This is a genomic window from Synechocystis sp. FACHB-908 (genome assembly GCF_014698595.1).
GTDB lineage: Bacteria > Cyanobacteriota > Cyanobacteriia > Cyanobacteriales > Microcystaceae > Synechocystis.
In genome coordinates, this window is record NZ_JACJTH010000027.1 from 1 (window position 1) to 17,987 (window position 17,987).

At 45.2% G+C, this 17,987-nt stretch carries 21 protein-coding genes; 7 read left to right on the forward strand and 14 right to left on the reverse strand.

Going from position 1 to position 17,987, the window contains the following annotated elements; translation table 11 throughout:
- Together H6G46_RS09240 and H6G46_RS09245 are read right to left on the reverse strand one after the other, a co-directional pair.
- On the reverse strand, positions 1-225 hold a 225-nt coding region (locus tag H6G46_RS09240; protein WP_190759850.1), incomplete at its 3' end, for a transposase.
- Positions 226-574: 349 nt separating this feature from the next.
- On the reverse strand, positions 575-1,495 hold the full coding sequence (locus H6G46_RS09245) for a hypothetical protein (RefSeq protein WP_010873978.1): 921 nt from the start codon (positions 1,493-1,495) through the stop codon (positions 575-577).
- A 165-nt stretch (positions 1,496-1,660) separates the two neighbouring features.
- Here H6G46_RS09245 and H6G46_RS09250 point away from each other — a divergent pair, with 165 nt between their 5' ends.
- The 4 genes from H6G46_RS09250 to H6G46_RS09265 all read left to right on the forward strand — a co-directional run bounded on the left by H6G46_RS09250 (position 1,661) and on the right by H6G46_RS09265 (position 5,112).
- Positions 1,661-2,053, forward strand: a complete 393-nt coding sequence (locus tag H6G46_RS09250; protein ID WP_010873979.1) for a RidA family protein — start codon at positions 1,661-1,663, stop codon at positions 2,051-2,053.
- 128 nt (positions 2,054-2,181) lie between these two features.
- Positions 2,182-3,468, forward strand: coding sequence for an NADP-specific glutamate dehydrogenase (gene gdhA, locus H6G46_RS09255; RefSeq protein WP_010873980.1), 1,287 nt, complete (start codon positions 2,182-2,184; stop codon positions 3,466-3,468).
- Between the two features lie 70 nt (positions 3,469-3,538).
- Positions 3,539-3,952, forward strand: coding sequence for a preQ(1) synthase (gene queF, locus H6G46_RS09260; protein WP_010873981.1), 414 nt, complete (start codon positions 3,539-3,541; stop codon positions 3,950-3,952).
- 191 nt (positions 3,953-4,143) lie between these two features.
- Positions 4,144-5,112, forward strand: coding sequence for a lysylphosphatidylglycerol synthase domain-containing protein (locus tag H6G46_RS09265; protein ID WP_010873982.1), 969 nt, complete (start codon positions 4,144-4,146; stop codon positions 5,110-5,112).
- A gap of 124 nt (positions 5,113-5,236) precedes the next feature.
- Here the strand turns inward: H6G46_RS09265 and H6G46_RS09270 are convergent, their stop codons facing one another.
- The 4 genes from H6G46_RS09270 to pdxA form a co-directional block, all read right to left on the reverse strand.
- A complete protein-coding gene (locus tag H6G46_RS09270) occupies positions 5,237-5,638 on the reverse strand; it encodes a ferredoxin (protein WP_010873983.1) in 402 nt (133 codons plus the stop codon).
- Positions 5,638-6,024 (reverse strand): DUF1257 domain-containing protein, encoded by a 387-nt coding sequence (locus tag H6G46_RS09275; protein WP_010873984.1) that lies wholly within the window; start codon positions 6,022-6,024, stop codon positions 5,638-5,640. Before H6G46_RS09275 ends, H6G46_RS09270 begins: the two co-directional genes overlap by 1 nt.
- A gap of 80 nt (positions 6,025-6,104) precedes the next feature.
- Positions 6,105-6,347: a DUF2997 domain-containing protein gene (locus H6G46_RS09280; RefSeq protein WP_010873985.1), complete on the reverse strand. Its 243-nt coding sequence runs from the start codon at positions 6,345-6,347 to the stop codon at positions 6,105-6,107.
- A gap of 359 nt (positions 6,348-6,706) precedes the next feature.
- The gene (gene pdxA / locus H6G46_RS09285; protein WP_010873986.1) at positions 6,707-7,756 is read right to left on the reverse strand and encodes a 4-hydroxythreonine-4-phosphate dehydrogenase PdxA; all 1,050 of its coding nucleotides are present in this window, start codon (positions 7,754-7,756) and stop codon (positions 6,707-6,709) included.
- 100 nt (positions 7,757-7,856) lie between these two features.
- On the opposite strand from pdxA, the gene H6G46_RS09290 reads away from it, so the two are divergent.
- Positions 7,857-7,967 carry a PetM family cytochrome b6-f complex subunit 7 gene (locus H6G46_RS09290; protein ID WP_010873987.1) on the forward strand — a complete coding sequence of 37 codons (111 nt, stop codon included), beginning with the start codon at positions 7,857-7,859 and terminating at the stop codon, positions 7,965-7,967.
- Between the two features lie 88 nt (positions 7,968-8,055).
- On the forward strand, positions 8,056-9,180 hold the full coding sequence (gene tgt, locus H6G46_RS09295; protein WP_010873988.1) for a tRNA guanosine(34) transglycosylase Tgt: 1,125 nt from the start codon (positions 8,056-8,058) through the stop codon (positions 9,178-9,180).
- 92 nt (positions 9,181-9,272) lie between these two features.
- Here tgt and H6G46_RS09300 read toward each other — a convergent pair whose 3' ends face one another.
- From H6G46_RS09300 to mraY, 4 genes are read right to left on the reverse strand one after another with little or no spacing between them, the layout of a single operon-like run.
- Positions 9,273-10,841: a hypothetical protein gene (locus tag H6G46_RS09300; protein ID WP_010873989.1), complete on the reverse strand. Its 1,569-nt coding sequence runs from the start codon at positions 10,839-10,841 to the stop codon at positions 9,273-9,275.
- Between the two features lie 16 nt (positions 10,842-10,857).
- On the reverse strand, positions 10,858-11,352 hold the full coding sequence (locus H6G46_RS09305; protein WP_010873990.1) for a DUF3368 domain-containing protein: 495 nt from the start codon (positions 11,350-11,352) through the stop codon (positions 10,858-10,860).
- Positions 11,349-11,618 (reverse strand): UPF0175 family protein, encoded by a 270-nt coding sequence (locus tag H6G46_RS09310; protein WP_010873991.1) that lies wholly within the window; start codon positions 11,616-11,618, stop codon positions 11,349-11,351. The genes H6G46_RS09305 and H6G46_RS09310 overlap by 4 nt, the downstream gene beginning before the upstream one ends.
- 18 nt (positions 11,619-11,636) lie before the next feature.
- Positions 11,637-12,734 (reverse strand): phospho-N-acetylmuramoyl-pentapeptide-transferase, encoded by a 1,098-nt coding sequence (gene mraY / locus H6G46_RS09315; protein WP_010873992.1) that lies wholly within the window; start codon positions 12,732-12,734, stop codon positions 11,637-11,639.
- A 112-nt stretch (positions 12,735-12,846) separates the two neighbouring features.
- On the opposite strand from mraY, the gene H6G46_RS09320 reads away from it, so the two are divergent.
- Positions 12,847-14,700, forward strand: coding sequence for a mechanosensitive ion channel family protein (locus H6G46_RS09320; protein ID WP_010873993.1), 1,854 nt, complete (start codon positions 12,847-12,849; stop codon positions 14,698-14,700).
- Between the two features lie 9 nt (positions 14,701-14,709).
- Here H6G46_RS09320 and H6G46_RS09325 read toward each other — a convergent pair whose 3' ends face one another.
- The 4 genes from H6G46_RS09325 to H6G46_RS09340 form a co-directional block, all read right to left on the reverse strand.
- Positions 14,710-15,864, reverse strand: a complete 1,155-nt coding sequence (locus tag H6G46_RS09325; protein ID WP_010873994.1) for an ATP-dependent 6-phosphofructokinase — start codon at positions 15,862-15,864, stop codon at positions 14,710-14,712.
- Positions 15,865-15,975: 111 nt separating this feature from the next.
- Positions 15,976-17,007 (reverse strand): dihydroorotate dehydrogenase-like protein, encoded by a 1,032-nt coding sequence (locus tag H6G46_RS09330; protein ID WP_010873995.1) that lies wholly within the window; start codon positions 17,005-17,007, stop codon positions 15,976-15,978.
- Between the two features lie 21 nt (positions 17,008-17,028).
- Positions 17,029-17,511, reverse strand: a complete 483-nt coding sequence (locus H6G46_RS09335; protein ID WP_010873996.1) for a DUF29 domain-containing protein — start codon at positions 17,509-17,511, stop codon at positions 17,029-17,031.
- 17 nt (positions 17,512-17,528) lie between these two features.
- On the reverse strand, positions 17,529-17,978 hold the full coding sequence (locus H6G46_RS09340; protein ID WP_010873997.1) for a DUF29 domain-containing protein: 450 nt from the start codon (positions 17,976-17,978) through the stop codon (positions 17,529-17,531).
- Between the last annotated feature and the right edge of the window lie 9 nt (positions 17,979-17,987).

Consider the following 17,987-nt stretch of genomic DNA (forward strand, 5'->3'; position numbering starts at 1 on the left):
GTGCCATTGCTGGAAATAACCATAGACCGTTCGCCATTTAGGAAAATCATGGGGCAGAAGTCGCCAGGCACACCCCGTTCTGAGCATGTAAAAAATGGCATTGAGTATCTCCCTCAGACTAGTTTTCCATTTTCTTCCCCCAGTTTTTGCTTTGGGTAAATGAGGTTCTACCAATTGCCACTGGCTATCAGTGATGTCCGTGCTGTAAAATTCTCGGATTATCATTAATTATGGTGAAAATTTTATTCTTTTCACCATTTTCCATTCTTCACCCTACTTTTCAAACACGCTCTAACAGAAAAATAGTAGAAAGCCTAGAATCAATACAAATTGTTAATTGTCCATTAACTTTAGTGTGAGCAAGATTTAAAAAAAAACTATCCTTCTTTAGATCGAAGTTGAATGGAATAATGTATATTCCAAATTGATCATTTTTCCTGACATTGATGAGATTTTCATGTTTTTTGTTGATGTTAACTCCCCTCGCATTTGCTAGACGAATTAAACTACTATTTTTATCTGTGATGCTTTTAGATCGACTACCAATTCCCTTTTTGCCTGATTCATAGTCTTTTCAAGCTGTTGTCATTGCTTGCTCCAATTTTTCTTTTTCAACGGAATCATTAAAATGAATATTAACTAGATCATTCTCATAAGCTTTTAAATTTTGAAGAATATAGGTGAAATAAGAGCGTCCATTTTTTGCAGCAATTCTATTCTTCAGTTTTGAAAGAGATTCCTCAGTTAATGCTGGGATTGACTCCTGTGCTAAAAAAGTTTGGCTAAAATCTAGTGGAAATTCTTGGATAGTTAATTGAGTCGTAACCGTACCATATTCAACGATAAAATTATTGACATGTAAACGATAAATAGATGCTCCAAGCTGATAAGATTGACGAAATTTAGGTATTACTTCCCATTTTTTAGCGTATTGTTTTCGCGTCTGAAACATTGAATGTATGATATCTGAAGTATTATCTTCACTGTCTGATGAAAGTTTTTTCTTGATTAAAGTTGGGTTGATGGCAATATGAATGACTGGAGATATAGAGTTTTTGCGCTTGCCCAACACGGAATTTATTGCTTCTAGTTCCTTCGTTTGGTAATCTACTCCAATAATAAACGCAAATCCTTGAATTTTAATTAATGTTTCTCTGAGCAATGTTTCCGTTGGTCGAAACGTTTTAGTTTTAACTTTAGATGTATTAAGTTGAGGTGTATATTTTTCAATTTCTTCTTTTTCTATTTTAGCAAGTTCAATTTCGTCAACTATTCGGTAATAAATTGAGAAATAATGATTTTTCTGTGATTCAAGTTGAAAAAAACGATGGTGACTTTTGCCTTGCCATCTGTTTCTAATATTTTTAGCTTTTCCAACATACCATACTAAATTTTGTTCGTCGACGACATAGTAAATGCCGGAAAAAATTGGTAGGTTATCTTTTGTGGCGAGTGAAACCTTTGGTAAGTTAAGTAAAAAACTATCAGCTATCATTGGTTACGTCAAATTTAAAAAACAAAAAGTAGAATGTCCTAGGATTTTGTGTCAATGAATTAAAATGATTAATCAGTTTATTAGCAATAACTTATTAACTAAAGTTTAGATAAATTGCCAAAGTGTGACGAGACTGATAAGAAGAGTATAGCAAGCCACTCTTTTATGACCATGAAAATTATTCAAACTGCCCAAGCTCCTGCCCCTGTTGGCCCCTATAACCAGGCGATCGCCGCCAATGGTTTCCTCTTTACGGCTGGCCAAATTGCCCTCGACCCCCAAACCATGACCATTATGGGAGAGGGGAACGTGGAAGTCCAAGCAAAACAGGTATTGACTAATTTAGGGGCGGTGCTCCAGGAAGCGGGCTGTGGTTGGGAAAATGTGGTTAAAACTACGGTATTTCTCAAAGATATGAACGATTTCGCCGCAGTTAATGCCATCTATGGCCAATATTTTGACGAGGCTACGGCTCCGGCCCGTAGTTGTGTGGAAGTGGCCCGCCTACCCAAAGATGTGTTAGTAGAAATCGATTGTGTCGCTGTGTTACCAACCTAGGGCAATGTCCGTCATGGCCCCAGGCTCCATGCTCTAATGGAACTGTTGATTAAACAAATTTGTTCGGAATATTCAGGCCGCCCCGCTCCAGAGCCAATAGCGGTCCCACTGTTCCAGGAGTAGCAATTATGGCTGGATCACTGTTTGCCGATGCCAGTAAAAGATTAGAAAAAGCCCTGAAATATGTGGCCATTTCCGACGATGCCGGGGAAAGGCTGAAATATCCCAAAACCAGTCTCAGTGTTTCCATTCCGGTGCGGATGGACGATGGCTCTTTAAAAATCTTTCCCGGTTACCGAGTGCGCTACGACGACACCAGGGGGCCAGGCAAAGGGGGCGTGCGCTACCATCCCAACGTCACCATGGATGAGGTGCAATCCTTAGCCTTTTGGATGACCTTTAAATGTGCCCTGTTAAATTTGCCCTTCGGAGGAGCTAAGGGGGGCATCACCCTCAATCCCAAAGAACTCAGCCGAGCAGAATTGGAGCGTTTAAGTCGGGGTTACATCGAGGCGATCGCCGATTTTATTGGCCCGGACATCGACATTTTAGCCCCGGATGTTTACACCAATGAAATGATGATGGGCTGGATGATGGACCAATACAGCATCATTCGCCGCAAAATTAGTCCCGCTGTGGTCACCGGCAAACCCGTCACCATGGGGGGCAGTCAAGGTCGCAACACGGCCACCGGCACTGGAGCTTTTTACATCATGCAGGGCATGCTACCCAAGTTTGACCAATATCCCGAAAATACCACCGTTGCTGTCCAGGGTTTCGGTAATGCGGGTATGGTGGTAGCCGAATGTTTATACCAAGATGGCTACAAAGTGGTGGCCATCAGTGATTCCCAGGGGGGCATTTATAACGAACAAGGCATCGATATTCCCGCTGTGATTGATTACAAACAACGGCATCGCACTTTAGCGGGTATGTACTGTGACCAAGCCATCTGCGATTTAGGGGAAAATCAACAAATCAGTAATGCCGAGTTACTAGCTCTGGACGTGGACGTGCTCATTCCCGCCGCCTTGGAAAATCAAATTACCCGCGACAATGCAGACCAAGTCAGAGCTCGCTACATTTTTGAAGTTGCTAATGGGCCCACCACCACCGCCGCCGATGATATTTTGGCTAGCAAAGGTATCTATGTTTTCCCCGATATTTTGGTCAATGCTGGGGGGGTGACGGTGAGCTACTTTGAATGGGTACAGAACCGCAGTGGACTTTATTGGAGCGCCAAGGAAGTTAACGATCGCCTGAAGGAAAAAATGGTGGAGGAAGCGGAACATGTGTGGAACATTACCCAGGAATTGGATGTGAATGTGCGCACTGCAGCCTATATCCACGCCCTTAACCGCCTGAGCGAAGCTATGGATGCTAAGGGGACTAGGGATTATTACCAGGACAGCTAGGAAAATCTGAAATAATAGGAATGGTGTTTTTCTGCTGCTTCCTAATCCCGTCCATTTTTCACTGTTCACCATGACCGAAACTACCATTACCACCAGCGATAACGTCGAAAAGTATGGCGAGCGGGAAATTCGGGATGCCCAACTGATTACTTTCCCCAATCCCCGCCCCGGCCGTCGTTACGATGTCCATATCACCCTGCCGGAATTCACCTGTAAATGTCCTTTTTCCGGCTACCCGGATTTTGCCACCCTTTATCTGACCTATTGCCCTGACCAGAAGGTGGTGGAGCTAAAGTCTATCAAGCTTTACATCAATAGTTACCGCGATCGCCATATTCCCCATGAGGAAGTAACCAATCAGATTTTGGATGACTTTGTGGCGGTGGCCAATCCTTTGTACGCTAGACTAAAAGCTGATTTTAATCCCCGGGGGAATGTTCATACGGTGATTGAAGTGGAATATCATCAGGAAAAAGCTAGTTAAAAGCAACTAATCCTAGTTCCTAGGAGCATGTTTCAAAAGTCCCCAGCTACCCCCTAAGTTTTGGGGGAAGTTAGCTCAAAGTTTTCCAGTATTGCCGGAACTTTAGTGGGTCGATTTAGGGTCAAAAATCAGATTTTACAAACAGATTCTGAGCCAGCTTGGAAGATTTTCGCATTTTATGAGGTGAGGCTATGACCGCCTGGCAAAAGATACAAAAAATTGCGCCGGCGGCGATCGGGGCTTGCTTGTTCGTGCTTTCCATTGGGGCCATCAACTCAGAATTACACCACTACGGTTGGCAAAATGTTTTAGCCAGTTTTCAGGGCATTGTCAAAACCCGTTTAGCCGGAGCCTTTGCGCTCATGCTGATCAACTACATAATTTTGACTGGCTACGATACTCTGGCCATGTTTTACCTGGGGCAATCTCTACCCCTGACGAAAACTAGCTTTGTCGGCTTTGTCAGTTACGCCATTAGTAACAGTGTCGGCTTGGCCTTGCTCAGTGGCAGTGCCATCCGGTACCGTCTCTATCAATCCTGGCAGGTTTCTGCCCCCATCATTGCCCAGGCGATCGCCTTTTGTAACCTGAGTTTTTGGGTGGGTTTATTAACGGTGGGGGGCATAACTTTTGTGGTGGATCCCCTACAGTTGCCCGCCTTTCTCCATTTACCGTTTCTTTCTGTCCATCCCATTGGCTTTACTTTCCTTGCCATCATTGGGATTTATTTGTTGATAACGGGCAATTTAATTAAGCCATTCAAAATCGGCCAATGGCAAACTCCCAAAATTCCCTTTGCCGTATCCTTAGCTCAAATTGGTTTGACGGCGGTGGATTGGATTTTAGCCTCTGGTATTTTATACGTGCTATTACCTGGGCACCATCACCTTAGTTTTCCCGGCTTTTTTGGCATTTATCTGCTGGCGCAGGTGGCGGGCATTATCAGTAATGTGCCGGGGGGACTGGGGGTATTTGAAACGGTGGTGTTATTTTTGCTGACTCCTAAATATTCCTCGGTGCAAGTGCTGGGGGCATTGTTGGCATACCGAGTGATTTATTACTGGATTCCCTTGGGCAGTGCGAGCCTCAGCTTGGGGGCATTTGAGCTTTTACAACATCGACGGGAACGACGGCAAAAATCAGGCTCTGAGTCTGAGTAGATTAATGTGGACAAAAAACAAAGCTTTGCCTTGTCGGCAGATTTTTGAGGTTTAGCTGGATTATTGGCAAATTATTTAGGTTTCGGCATCCGCTGATTTCGATTAGATTCCATCACCCAATTAATTACAAATGGGGATTGATTTGCGGGTAACCCAGGGGACGAATTTGTTGATGCTTCCTTTTTTCTTCCAAATGTTTCAGCTCGTCGTAGGGCACCCAATGGATACAGTCCACCGGACAGGTATCGATCGCCTCTTGGATAACCGCTTCATCGTCCCCATTTTGGCTAAAGGCCCGGGAGCGGCCATGCTCCTGCTCAATGGTGAAAGTATTGGGAGCCACGTGGGCACAGTTTTTGCAACCAATGCAGGTCACTTCATCCACATAGACTCCCCTTTCCCGTAACTCTCCGCCCAATTCCGGCTCTAAACCAGAACGGTCATCGAAATTACGCCAATCTCCCCCCAACTCCGGTTCCAGTCCAGAACGGTGATCGGGAGGAAAATTTAGATCAGCTATCACCATCAGGCACTCCAGCGTTGCACCACCAACCGCACTGAGCCGTCTTCATTTTTTTGTTGTTCCGTCACCGCAAAACCTTGTTTGGCCGATTCATTAAGTACGGTTTCCAGAGCGTAACCCTGGGTGATTTTTTGCAGAAATCCTTCCACCGAAAGGGGCTGTTGCCAGTACTGTAAATCTGTCACCAACTCATATTCCTGACCATTCCAGCTAAAACCTAGGTCGTAATCATTGCTCTGTTCAATCACCACTGCGGCTTTGGCGGTCAAACCCTGGTAGCCCCGCACGGTGGCCGGCCCTTCTTTCCAATCCAGACCCAAGTTGGTGAGGGTGGTTTTCAACACATCAAGGTTACGAATCTTGGTTTTGATATTGCTAAAGTGAGACATAGGAAATTACAAAAAAATTAGAAGAATGGATGAGACAGGTTCTTAAAACTTTTAAACAAGGATTTTCATACAGAGAGAATTTAACTTCCCCCAGGCCAGCTAGAAAGAGTCTGGGATTGCTGAACTGATTGGTTCAACGGACTGGTTTGGGCAAAAAACTCCGAAGTAGTCTGCTGGGTAAGCACTACCCCTAGTTCGGCCTCGATCGCCGCGGTCACTTCCTGACAAGAGCGACCCACAATGCCGGTTACCGTTTCCTTCACCCGGCCGTCGGGGTAAATGACGAATTCCAGAGTTTCTAGATTCACGGTCAATCCTCCCATGGGTGATCAAGGTGATAGTTCACTATCTGGGCAATGGCCGGAACTCCCCCAGTAATTAATCTTGGCTGATGGGTCCCGGCAAACCAGAAGTTATTCTAGTTTTGGCCCAACTAGCTAAGAAACTGGCATAAATTGTAGCAAAAATTAACATTTCATGGGGGCGCAAACCCCTATGGAGACCATAGGGAAAGAATTATTGCGGCGCTGGCTTTGCCTTTTCTGAGAAAAAGAGAAAATTTGATTGATCTAAAAATGGGTTGCGCATACCCCGCGGCTTGCTGCGATTGGGTCTTTCATTAAGAATTTCTTTGGGTTCTTCAGAATAGAAAACCGCAATCTGTTTCTGAAAAATATCTTGACTACTGTGCCCGTGGGCGACATCTTTGCTCCACCAACTCGGCGGCCAGTTTAATGGCGGCAATGAGACTATCTGCCCTGGCAATGCCTTGCCCCGCAATGTCAAAGGCGGTGCCGTGGTCGGGGGAAGTGCGGACAAAGGGTAAACCAATAGTGGTATTAATAGCCTGATCAAATGCCAGCAGTTTAACGGGAATTAAGCCTTGGTCATGGTACAAAGCCAGGTAAGCGTCGGATACGGTCGTTTGGCCATCGGTTAACCAAGCTTTGCCAGGGCCGACCCACATGGTATCCGGAGGAATGGGGCCAATTAGTTGGGCCTGGGGATATTTTTTTCTAGCTTGCTCCAACCAAGGAATTAACCAATCCTGTTCTTCGCTGCCTAATTTTCCTTCTTCGCCGCTGTGGGGATTCAAACCGGCGATCGCCACGGAAGGATTACTGATGCCAAAATCCTGGGCCAGGCAAGTTAGCAGTAATTCCAATTTTGCAGTCATTAATTGAGGGGTTAAAGCCTGGGGCACCTCTTTGAGCGGAATATGGGTGGTGGCTAGCAACGTGCGTAAAGTCCAACCAGTAAAAGGCGATCGCCCCACAAATGCCATGGCAAAGCTTTCCACCCCAGCCCGATGGGCCAAAACTTCCGTCTGCCCTGGGTAATTATGGCCAGCGGCTTGCCAAGCGGATTTGGCGATCGGGGCAGTGACAATGGCATCAAATTCCCCGGCCAAAGTTCTGGTAATAGCTTCATTTAAATAGGCAAAACTAATGGCGCCACTAACCGCATCTCCCTGACCAACAGTGATTTTTCCCAGATATGAGAGGTCCACTTCTAGCAAATTAATTGTTTCCGGATCTGCTAGATTTAAACCCGGATTTTGGGCCAACAATTGTCTACGGGTCTGATCCAACACAGAACGGGAACCGATCGCCGTTAACTGACAAATTGAAGCTAACCCAGGTTCAGCCAAAGCTTTGAGCACCACCTCAGGACCAATGCCTGCCGGATCACCCAGGGTCAAAATTAAACGGGGCAAACTCATACAATCCATGCTCAATCAGGTTTAAGGGGAGATTCCTATGGGATAATGAACCACCGACAACAAAGATTTTTTCATCCCAAATTATTCATCCCCCATTGAGGAATTGACTATGACCGCTGAAAGCATGTTGGCCAATGGCGCTTTTATCATGATTGGCTTGACCTTGTTAGGACTAGCCTGGGGCTTTGTCATTATCAAACTCCAAGGTAGCGAAGAATAAAAATTCCTCGGCCAAGGCGGTTTAATCCTTCCTGGTTTAGGAAAAAATGTTGAAGTGATACTGATACCAGGACGATTAACTGTCCATTGTGCCATTGCCTAGTGTGAATTTTACTTATCAGTGCCAAGCCCGGTGTTCCCATAGCCAAGCCCGGGCTGGAATTTTTCAGACTCCCCATGGGCCGGTGGAAACTCCCCGTTTTATGCCCGTGGGTACTTTGGCAACGGTTAAGGGCATTACCCCCGCCCAGCTAGCGGACACCCAAGCCCAAATGGTGCTAGCCAATACCTACCATCTCCATCTCCAACCAGGGGAAAAGATTATTGCTGCCGCTGGGGGAGTACACAAGTTTATGGGCTGGTCGGGGCCGATGTTGACAGATTCTGGTGGGTTTCAGGTTTTTAGTCTCAGTCAATTACGCACCATTGGTGAACAGGGGGTCCTATTTCGATCGCCGAGGGATGGCCGCTTGATTGATATGACTCCAGAAAATTCCATTCGCATCCAAAATGCGTTGGGGGCTGATGTGATTATGGCCTTTGATGAATGTCCTCCCGGCCAAGGCGATCGCCTGATGGTGGAACAAGCCACCGCCCGCACCTATCGCTGGCTAGAAAGGTGTATCGAAGCCCACCAAAGACCGGGTGATCAAGCTCTGTTCGGCATCGTCCAAGGGGGCACTTACCTAGATTTGCGTTCCCAAGCGGCAGAACAACTCATTGCCCTAGACTTGCCCGGTTACGCCATTGGCGGAGTAAGTGTGGGGGAAGCACCAGCGCTGATTGATAAAGTGGTACAACACACGGCCCCATTATTACCAGCCCATAAACCCCGTTACTTGATGGGGGTCGGCACCTATCGGGAAATGGCCAGGGCAATTTTTGCGGGTATTGATTTGTTCGATTGTGTCATACCCACCCGTTTTGGTCGCCACGGCACAGCATTGGTACAGGGAGAACGGTGGAATTTAAAAAACGCCACTTTCCGGGAAGATCATCGCCCCTTGGATGAAACTTGTCCTTGCTATACCTGCCAAACTTTCTCCCGTGCTTATTTAAACCATTTAATCCGCTCCAGGGAAATGTTGGGTTACATTTTGCTTTCTTTGCACAATATTACGGAATTAATCCGTTTCACCCAAAGCATTCGCCAAGCAATTTTAAATGATACTTTCACCCAAGATTTTGCCCATTGGCTAACTCCACCGGAGTAAGTCTAGTAAAAAACTTAGGCGATCGCAAATCCAGTATGGGGACGCATGGAGGGCTTGTCGAATCCCCAACAAAGACTAAATCAGACAAGTTTTCAATGGTGGAAATCGTAACCAGATCCATAGTACCAAGCTTCTAGACGACGTTTTTGCTCAAAGCTAGGGTTAGTGAATAGAAGATTTTTAGCTAGGGGGTAGGTTAAGCTATAGCCCGCTAAGTTAGCATAATGTCCCAACCATTCCATTAAAGCGGGTAGACCAATTTGTGGTAACAAAGGCAATACTATGAGTGGATTTACCCTGGGTAAAGTTTGGGTTAGGCCAGACCATTGGATTACATCTTGCAAAAAAGGTTCCATGACTTCTTGTCCTTGTCGATCCATAACAGCAAAAACCGCATTCATTAAGCGATTAATTTGCTCTGGATCTGCAGTTTGGCCAACTTTAACTCCCATGGTTTGTTGAAATAACCAAGTAACGCCAATATTAGGTTGGTAGGGTTGTAAAAGAGCCAAATCTTCCGCAGCCAAATAATCCCCTGCCAGGGCTTCCCCAATAGCATTGGTTAACCGTTTGAGATGGCGAACCATGGCTCCAAAGCCACCAAAACTAACGGGGGATTGACTACCAGCACTATCCCCTACGGCTAACACTCTACCCCAAGAAAAATGGAGAGGACTGGATTTATAAGCAGGAAAAAAACCAGATAAAAACCGTTGCCATTGTAGTTGGTCTAAATTAATTTTTTGATATTCGGGCAATAGGCGAAAATATTCTTGAAAAAAGAATTCTAAACTAATGCGTTCTGGATGCACATCCACATAGGTAAACAGATAGGTGGTGCGGCCATCCCGAGCAGGAAAAGCTTCCCAAAAGTATTGGCAATGATTGGTAATTCCCGTGGTGGTGGCAATTAAATCTCCAGTTTCATTGTCAGAATAACCCTGGGCGCAACTACCAACCACTAGGCAAACTCCATCAGGTATTTCTCCCTGTCGAGCTTGGTTTACCAAAGGAGAACCGTGCCCCATGGCATCAATGAGTAAACGGCTAGTGAGCTTTCTTTCAACTTGATTTTCTCCATCATGTTGGTAACTAATTGCAACTCCATCGGAGTGAATAATTGCTTTTTGGAAAGCGCTATGCTCTAGTAATTTACCCCCAGCTTGCAGAAACTTTTGCTTAAGTTTTTCTAGTAAGTAAATTGGATCTATCCCTACATTTAAAACATTTTTAATCCAAAATTCTTGCCCACCATGAAAAGCAATGCGGCCAGGATTATATTCGCTGGCGATCGCCGTTTCTAATTCCTCTGAAGTGAGCAGTTCTAACTCAACAAAAGTTTGTAATTCTTGGCGGGAAATATTCCATTCCTGGGCACGACCTTGTAATTTGCCCCTTTCAATGACAACTACCTGCCAACCCCTTATTTGCAAACTAGCGGCCAATAAAATTCCCAGGGTACCACCACAAATTACTGCGTCAAAATCTGCTTCCCCCAAGTTTGTATTAACTTTTTGAGCTACTTCAGCAATGGGAGGTAAATCTCCCTGACATAGGGCTTGCCAACGCTGATCTAAACGCCGTAGATAACCCAGGGCATCTCCTGGCATAGAATTCAGTTTAGATTCCACAAAAGCTGTGGGTGTAGTTGCATAGTTCATCTAATTAATTTTTTCGCTAAATTTCCTGAGCAAAAATTAGGATATTTTCGTATAGTTGAGAGCTAACACGAAATCCTGCTTGATTGATCAAATTATCAATAATGGGTTTCACTTGTGGAATAAGATTTATTCGTTTGGCAACAAGCAAAACTCCCAAAATTCCGACTATTGATAATCCTAAGCGAGTAGCCTCTCTTCTCCCCAAACGCTCGTCCATCAGTAGCTCATCAGCCTGCAAATCAAGGGCTAGGGCTATGGAATGGGCTTCTCCAGCATCAAGTCCCCGTTCTCTTTGTAGTTGTTCGGCCAATTCATAACCATGGGGGCTAAGCAAGTGAATTTGAATCCAATCTAATTGCAGAATTGATGAAATTTTTGAGTTGGTGGCGACAGTAATTTCATTGGCAACAGTGCCTGGAATGATTACACTTTCGTAAATTGCCTGTAATAACCAAAGATGATCAACAATAGCAAGATTAGCAATGGCAGAAGTGTCACTAACAACAATCATAACCAACTGCGATTTTGTAGGTGCTGAATGTCCTGTGCTAATTCTTCCACATCGTAGTGAATACAAATTCCCCGATCTGATAGAAGTTTTTGAAATTCCATAATTTCCATGGAGGAGATTTTACTGGCCCTAGCCAGAGAAATGTGTTCTTGTTCAAATAGGGCAATGGCAATTTCCCGGAGCCAATCATTTTGATCAAATTCTCCGATCTGATTTAACCTATCCGGTAGATTTAAGGTGATTTGCATTGGACGACCATCAACCATTACCCTTTGATTCTACTGTTATGCTGTTGCCATAGCCACGATCGCCAAGAGGGTATTGATGAGGTAAAAAGAGCCCACAATTTGGGTTTCGGTCCAGCCACTTAATTCTAAATGGTGGTGAATTGGAGCCATTTTTAACAACCTTTTGCCGACGCCATCAGGGCCTTTGGTGGCTTTGTAGTAACCCACTTGGGCGATGACGGAGAGGGATTCTGCCAGAAAAATGCCGCTGATCAACAGCAGTCCCCAGAGGTTGCCGGTCATAATGCCCACCGCTGCCAAACTCCCCCCTAGGGCTAAAGAACCCGTATCCCCCATGAATACCCGGGCAGGATTGTGGTTATGGTGTACAAAACCAATACAGCCACCGGCCATGGCACAGCAGAAAAAGGCTAGTGCTGGATTTTCTTTCGCCACCAGTAAACCCAACCCCACAAAGGCGATCGCCCCAGTTCCGGCCGCCAAACCATCCACTCCATCGGTCAGATTGGTCGCATTACTTTCCGCCACTAGGGCAAAGGTAGCCACTAACCAAAAAAGGAAACCCAGGGGTAAGACAAATTGCATAATGCGAATGTCCGTAATTTCCGTTGGCCCATAAAAAAATAGCCAAGTGCAAAAAATAACGGCGATCGCCACCTGCAAAAATAATTTTTGTTTCGGGGTTAAACCCTTATTGGATTTGTATTTTAAAATCTGCCAGTCATCCACCCAACCGATCGCCATATAGCCCAAAGTCACCAAACCCACCACTATGACATCGGGATTAAACTGGGTTCCCACCACGGCGATCGCCACCGCCACCGGCACAAAGAAAATCCCCCCCATGGTAGGAGTCCCGGCCTTTTTCAAATGACTTTGGGGTCCGTCGGACTGAATCACCTGACTAGCTTTCAGGTTTACTAGCATTGGTACCACCGCCATACCAATGAGAGCTGTAACCAAGGCCGTAAAACCAAGGGCAATCAGTAATTTTCCATTGCTCAACCATGGCATATCCGCCCAGCTACTCAACAGGGCCATCAGGGCTAAAGCCAATGCCCAGAGCAGGATTAGTAAGGTTTTGCCACTGGGGTTTTTCCAACTGGGAAGGGACGAAGATTTTGCGTTGGCCATAGTCAAAAAATTAGTTCAGGGGTTGATCAATGACGTTTTCTCCATCAGACTAGCATCAAGGTTGCTGGCCTTTGGCTGTCGATTTTGCTGACAGATTTAAATATCAAGAACCATGCCCTTAATTACCAAACTAAAAAAATATCGACGAAAATATAAACGCTTCTTCTGGCTCGGTTGTGTTGTTTTAGCGCTACTACTGATCATTCCTCACCCCAGCCAAGCCCAATTCGTTATGCCCCAAGGTTTTAGTGGCCAGGGCAGTGGCTATAAACCGCCGGAAGTTTCCCGGTATGGTCCCATCGAAGTGGCTCCGGTACGATCGCCCGTTGACAACGGTTTTCTGTTTGATGTGGCCTCCCCCACTGTGTATAACCGCCAAGAGAATACCAGCCAAATTCCTGTGGAGCAAAGGGCTCAGGACATTGAAAGCAAATTGGAACTGGCTATTTTCAGACGGGATATGAACCCCGATGACCTAAGGGTAGAAACTTCCCGGCTCAACAATGTGGTGGTGGTTACTGTTAGCAATGACGATTATCCCCTCCCCTTGGTGCTAGCTTCCGTTACGGAAAACGATGCAGATTTCAACGGCCAACCCATTGATGTTTTAGCGGAGCAATGGCGGGAAAAACTGGACAAAGAAATTCGGCGAGGCCAAGCTAGTACTACCCCAGAAGCCCTAGAACAATCCTTCAAACAGGCTTTCCAAATATTTGTAGCCCTATTGGTGGCAACGGCTATTGTTGCTAGTATCAAACATTTAATTTCCCGGCATCGTCAACGACTCCTCAATCGTAAACAGGCGATCGCCGCTGAAAAACAAGCGAATTCCGAAGTTCTGGAAGAAAATCACCCTGATCCCATAGAAGTCAATTATGCTGCCCCGGAAATTTTGGGGGAACAGCAATGGATATTTTGGCAAAGATTACCCCAAATACTCAGTATCGACCGTAAAATTGGCTTTTGGAAATTTATCCAGTGGCTTTTGTTCTGGGTAATTATCCTTGGTTGGTACTTTGGCTTATTCGCCATTTTTCGACAAATTCCCGGCTTAGCCACCCTCAGTGGCGCCATTTTGGGTCGCCCCTTGCAATTGCTAATGCTGTGGTTTTTTGTTGGTCTAACTATCCGTATTAGCCATCGCATCATTGAATTACTAAAAGACAATTGGCAAAACACTAATTCCACCAGCTTCAACAAATTTATCAATCTGGGAGATGACCAACGGCGAGATCTGCGCATTTCCACCATCTCTGGGGCTATCAAGGGTATGGTCACGGTGGTTATCAGTGCTAGCGGTTTGTTAACCGCCCTGATTATTCTGGGCATTCCCACCGGTTCTGTGGTTGCCATTGGGGGTTTATTGGCCTTGGCCATTTCCTTCGGTGCCCAAAGCTTGGTCAAGGATTTGGTCGATGGATTTCTAGTATTAGCCGAAGACCAGTATGCCATTGGAGATGTGATTGATGTGGGCTTCGCTGCCGGGGGGGTGGAAAATTTAAACTTACGGGTGACTCAGTTAAGGAGTGCCGGGGGAGAACTAGTTACCATCCCCAACAGTGCCATTACCCAGGTTAAAAACCTGACCCGTTCGTGGTCCAGGGCTAATTTGAGCGTCAATGTAGCCTACGACACTGACCCTGTCAAAGCCATTAATGTTCTACGTCAAGTAGGGGAAGACCTGTACAACGACCCGGAATGGCATGACAAAATGCTGGCAGTTCCCGATGTGTTGGGCATCGATAGTCTTACCCATGAGGGCATGACCATCACCATCTGGATTCAAACAGCCCCTGCTCAACAGTGGTCTGTGGGCCGAGAACTGCGTTTCCGTGTGCGCCAGGCCCTGACGGAAAATAACATCGAAATCGGTGCCCCCCGGCAAATATATGCCCATGCAACCAACACCACTAACGGGGCTACCAATCCCCCCTTTAATGCCCTTGAGTCCGCTGTGGAAAGCTAGTGTTTAGTATTAGTCTTCTCCTAGGTATATGCCCAATGACTTGGCCGTTTTAACCATAAAACCATCCCTATCCACCGGGAAAGGACAGCGATTTTCCTGGTGACATTCTTTAATGATGCTGATAATTGGTTTAAGGTCAGCGTGTTCCACCTTCCCACTGCGCCAGATCACCACCTGGTCATAAATTTCCTGTTCGATCAACTCCACTGCCCTAATTCCAAACACCGTGGCCAAGAGGCGATCGAACGATAGGGGGGTCCCGCTCCGTTGTAAATGACCCAGGGTTGTGGCTCGAATGTCTAGACTTATTAGATCGCAAAAAGCGGGATCTTTAATGTCGCAAAGGTGTTGACTGGTTTCACTGATTTCTTCTGCTAAGTAGTCGGCGATATGTTTATTTTTCTTATTATTTTGATCGTGGACACCCTCTGAAATAACTATTAAAGCAAAATGGCGGCCAGACTTCCGCAAATTCATTAGTTGATAACAACAATTGCGGATAATTTCAGAAGTCAAACAAGGGGTAATTTCGGGAATTAAAATGATATCAGCTCCGCCGGCAATGCCTGCATGGAGAGTCAAATGCCCCGCATCCCGCCCCATGACCTGGACAATGATAATGCGTTCATGGCTAGCGGCGGTAAAAGTCAGGTCGTATAAGGCTTGGGTAACAATATCCACCGCAGTGCTAAATCCCACTGCCAGATCCGTAAAGGGCACATCATTGTCAATGGTTTTGGGAATGGCAATAATATGCCAATTACCTTTTTGGGCTAAATCATAAATAATGTCTAAACTACCATCGCCACCAATAACAATTAGTGCTTCCAGGTCAAGTATGGCATAACCCTTGAGAATGGCTTCGGCGATCGCCGGTTGCTCTGGATGTCCCTTACTTAAGGACCCTAAAACACTACCGCTGAGAAATTGCAATACATCTAAGCCTTTGAGCATCCCGGGCAGAGCATAGCCATGTTTAGTTAACAGTAAATCCTCTGCCTGGTATTTTCCGTGGGCAACTTCAACAAAACCATCGGTGCCGTAGGGAATACCATAAACCTCCCACCCCTTAAGAGCTGAGGCCTTAACCACTGCTCGGATGACGGCATTGAGGCCAGGACAATCACCACCACTGGTCAAAATTCCAATACGTTTTGTGCCCATACCAAACCCCCTTAATTTATCCTTAATTTGAGTCTTTCTAACTCTTTCAATAGCTGACCCATGGTCAAAATCGAACCCCAATCTATCGCCAATCCCTAATCCGGCGGTTTACTAACCCACTGGTTCAAGGGGATCAAGCGCTTTCCAAATAGGGGCGTAGGTCTGCAGAGCTTTGACATATTGAACCCGCTCAAAAGCAGTGGGATCGGGGCAATTAAGTTGACTCATACTGCCTTGCATCTGCTGTACAGATTCATATTCATGCTCCTCCATCCAACGGGCTAAACTATTTTCCAATGTGTGAATATAACCGATGCCGTGGCGCAATAGGGCACTGACCAATTGGGTGATTTTTGCCCCGGCCATTAATACCTTGACCAAATCCACTGTGTGCAAAATTCCACTGGTGGCGGCTAAGTCGCAGTCAATACGCCCATATAAAATCGCCAGCCAATGTAGGGGAAGGCGCATACTTTGGGTAGTGCTGAGCAGAATATGGGGATAAACTTCTAGGCTTTCTAGGTCAAAATCTGGCTGGTAAAAACGGTTAAATAAAACTAATCCATCAGCGCCATAATCGGCAAACTTCTTGGCCATATAGGCCATATTGCTAAAGAAGGGTGAAATTTTAACAGCAACGGGAATTTTAACTTCATCTTTAACCGCTTTAACAATGTCAAGATAATTTTTTTCCACCTCTGTGCCTGGCACATCCAAATCTGTGGGTACGTAGTAAATATTAAGTTCAATAGCATCGGCCCCAGCCCCCTCCATTTGTTGGGAATAGTCTAACCAGCCGCCTAGGGTAGAACCATTTAAGCTGCCAATTATAGGAATATCTAAACTCTCTTTAGCCAGGCGAATATGGTTGAGATACTCCTCAGAACCGACATGAAAAACCTGGGGTTCAGGAAAATAAGTCAGAGCTTCAGCAAAACTATGGGTGCCATGGGTGAGATGGTGGTACATTTCCAGTCTTTCTTGCCGCAATTGCTCTTCAAAGAAGGAATGTAAAACGATCGCCGCCGCACCACTGTCCTCCATTTTTTTGAGATTGCCCAACTCCTCCGTCAAAGGGGCACAGGAACCGACCACTAGGGGAGATTTAAGATTTAAGCCGAGGTATTGGGTAGTGAGATCCATGGTGTTAATTCCTTTCAGTTTTTAATTGTAATCTTCGTAATATTGGGGAAAAAATCCATCTGGTAGAAAAGTTCGATCCAGAATGTCATTTTGTGCAAAGGGATTGGTTTCTGGAAAGGTTTCTAAACTAGTGTCAGTCTCGATGGCAACCATTTTACGAGCGTGTTTGTAGCACTCATCTAAAACATCATGAAAATATTTCTGCAAACTGGGACTTTCTAAAAGACATTGATAAATTTTCTTTCTACTTTGATCAATCATTGTCCTCCAACTATTTGACCAGGTCTCTGGTTGGTATTTCCATTTAAGTAAATGAATTAAAATAATCTCTAAATTCTCCCTGAGAATACCCTGTTCTGTATATTTAATAGATTGAATTTCTTCTGCTAAATTTTCAAAATCAAGATTTTCAAGTTGATTTTCTTTTAGGCAGTTAGCGACTGCCTCTAACCACAGATTAAAATCCTGTTCATAAAGAAGATTGGCATTGATTTTTAAAGTCATTTTAATTATCTTTTTGGCTATTTTGGTAAAAATTCTTGATCAAGAATCTCTTCTTTCAAGAACGGATTTAGGGCGGGAAATCGACTGATGTCAATACTGGTTTCAATGCTGGCTTCTTTCCTGGCTCGCCCATAGGCTTCATCAAGTACTAAATCAAAATGACGTTTGAGACTGGGGCTTTCTTTAAGCTGCTTAAGAATCCTTTCTCTGTGTTCGTCAATGCTCAACCTCCAGCTATTGGATTGTTTATGGGGTTGGTATTTCCATTTAAGCAAGTGCATTAACAAAATCTCCAAATTACGCTTTAGAGACTTTTTTTGACTCCGCCCCATATCTTCAATTTCTTTAATTAAATTTTGACAGTCTAGTTGATCCAACCGACGTTCCTTGAGTAGATCCGCCATGGTTTTTGCCCATAGACACCGGTCTTGCTGATAAAGATTTTTGGTATTCATCTGAGTGACCATCCGTTTTGC

Coding starts and splice junctions, on each gene's coding strand:
- H6G46_RS09245 (WP_010873978.1), bottom strand. CDS start 1,495: ATGATAGCTGATAGTTTTTTACTTAACTTACCAAAGGTTTCACTCGCC.
- H6G46_RS09250 (WP_010873979.1), top strand. CDS start 1,661: ATGACCATGAAAATTATTCAAACTGCCCAAGCTCCTGCCCCTGTTGGC.
- gdhA (WP_010873980.1), top strand. CDS start 2,182: ATGGCTGGATCACTGTTTGCCGATGCCAGTAAAAGATTAGAAAAAGCC.
- queF (WP_010873981.1), top strand. CDS start 3,539: ATGACCGAAACTACCATTACCACCAGCGATAACGTCGAAAAGTATGGC.
- H6G46_RS09265 (WP_010873982.1), top strand. CDS start 4,144: ATGACCGCCTGGCAAAAGATACAAAAAATTGCGCCGGCGGCGATCGGG.
- H6G46_RS09270 (WP_010873983.1), bottom strand. CDS start 5,638: ATGGTGATAGCTGATCTAAATTTTCCTCCCGATCACCGTTCTGGACTG.
- H6G46_RS09275 (WP_010873984.1), bottom strand. CDS start 6,024: ATGTCTCACTTTAGCAATATCAAAACCAAGATTCGTAACCTTGATGTG.
- H6G46_RS09280 (WP_010873985.1), bottom strand. CDS start 6,347: ATGGGAGGATTGACCGTGAATCTAGAAACTCTGGAATTCGTCATTTAC.
- pdxA (WP_010873986.1), bottom strand. CDS start 7,756: ATGGATTGTATGAGTTTGCCCCGTTTAATTTTGACCCTGGGTGATCCG.
- H6G46_RS09290 (WP_010873987.1), top strand. CDS start 7,857: ATGACCGCTGAAAGCATGTTGGCCAATGGCGCTTTTATCATGATTGGC.
- H6G46_RS09300 (WP_010873989.1), bottom strand. CDS start 10,841: ATGAACTATGCAACTACACCCACAGCTTTTGTGGAATCTAAACTGAAT.
- H6G46_RS09305 (WP_010873990.1), bottom strand. CDS start 11,352: ATGATTGTTGTTAGTGACACTTCTGCCATTGCTAATCTTGCTATTGTT.
- H6G46_RS09310 (WP_010873991.1), bottom strand. CDS start 11,618: ATGGTTGATGGTCGTCCAATGCAAATCACCTTAAATCTACCGGATAGG.
- mraY (WP_010873992.1), bottom strand. CDS start 12,734: ATGGCCAACGCAAAATCTTCGTCCCTTCCCAGTTGGAAAAACCCCAGT.
- H6G46_RS09320 (WP_010873993.1), top strand. CDS start 12,847: ATGCCCTTAATTACCAAACTAAAAAAATATCGACGAAAATATAAACGC.
- H6G46_RS09325 (WP_010873994.1), bottom strand. CDS start 15,864: ATGGGCACAAAACGTATTGGAATTTTGACCAGTGGTGGTGATTGTCCT.
- H6G46_RS09330 (WP_010873995.1), bottom strand. CDS start 17,007: ATGGATCTCACTACCCAATACCTCGGCTTAAATCTTAAATCTCCCCTA.
- H6G46_RS09335 (WP_010873996.1), bottom strand. CDS start 17,511: ATGACTTTAAAAATCAATGCCAATCTTCTTTATGAACAGGATTTTAAT.
- H6G46_RS09340 (WP_010873997.1), bottom strand. CDS start 17,978: ATGGTCACTCAGATGAATACCAAAAATCTTTATCAGCAAGACCGGTGT.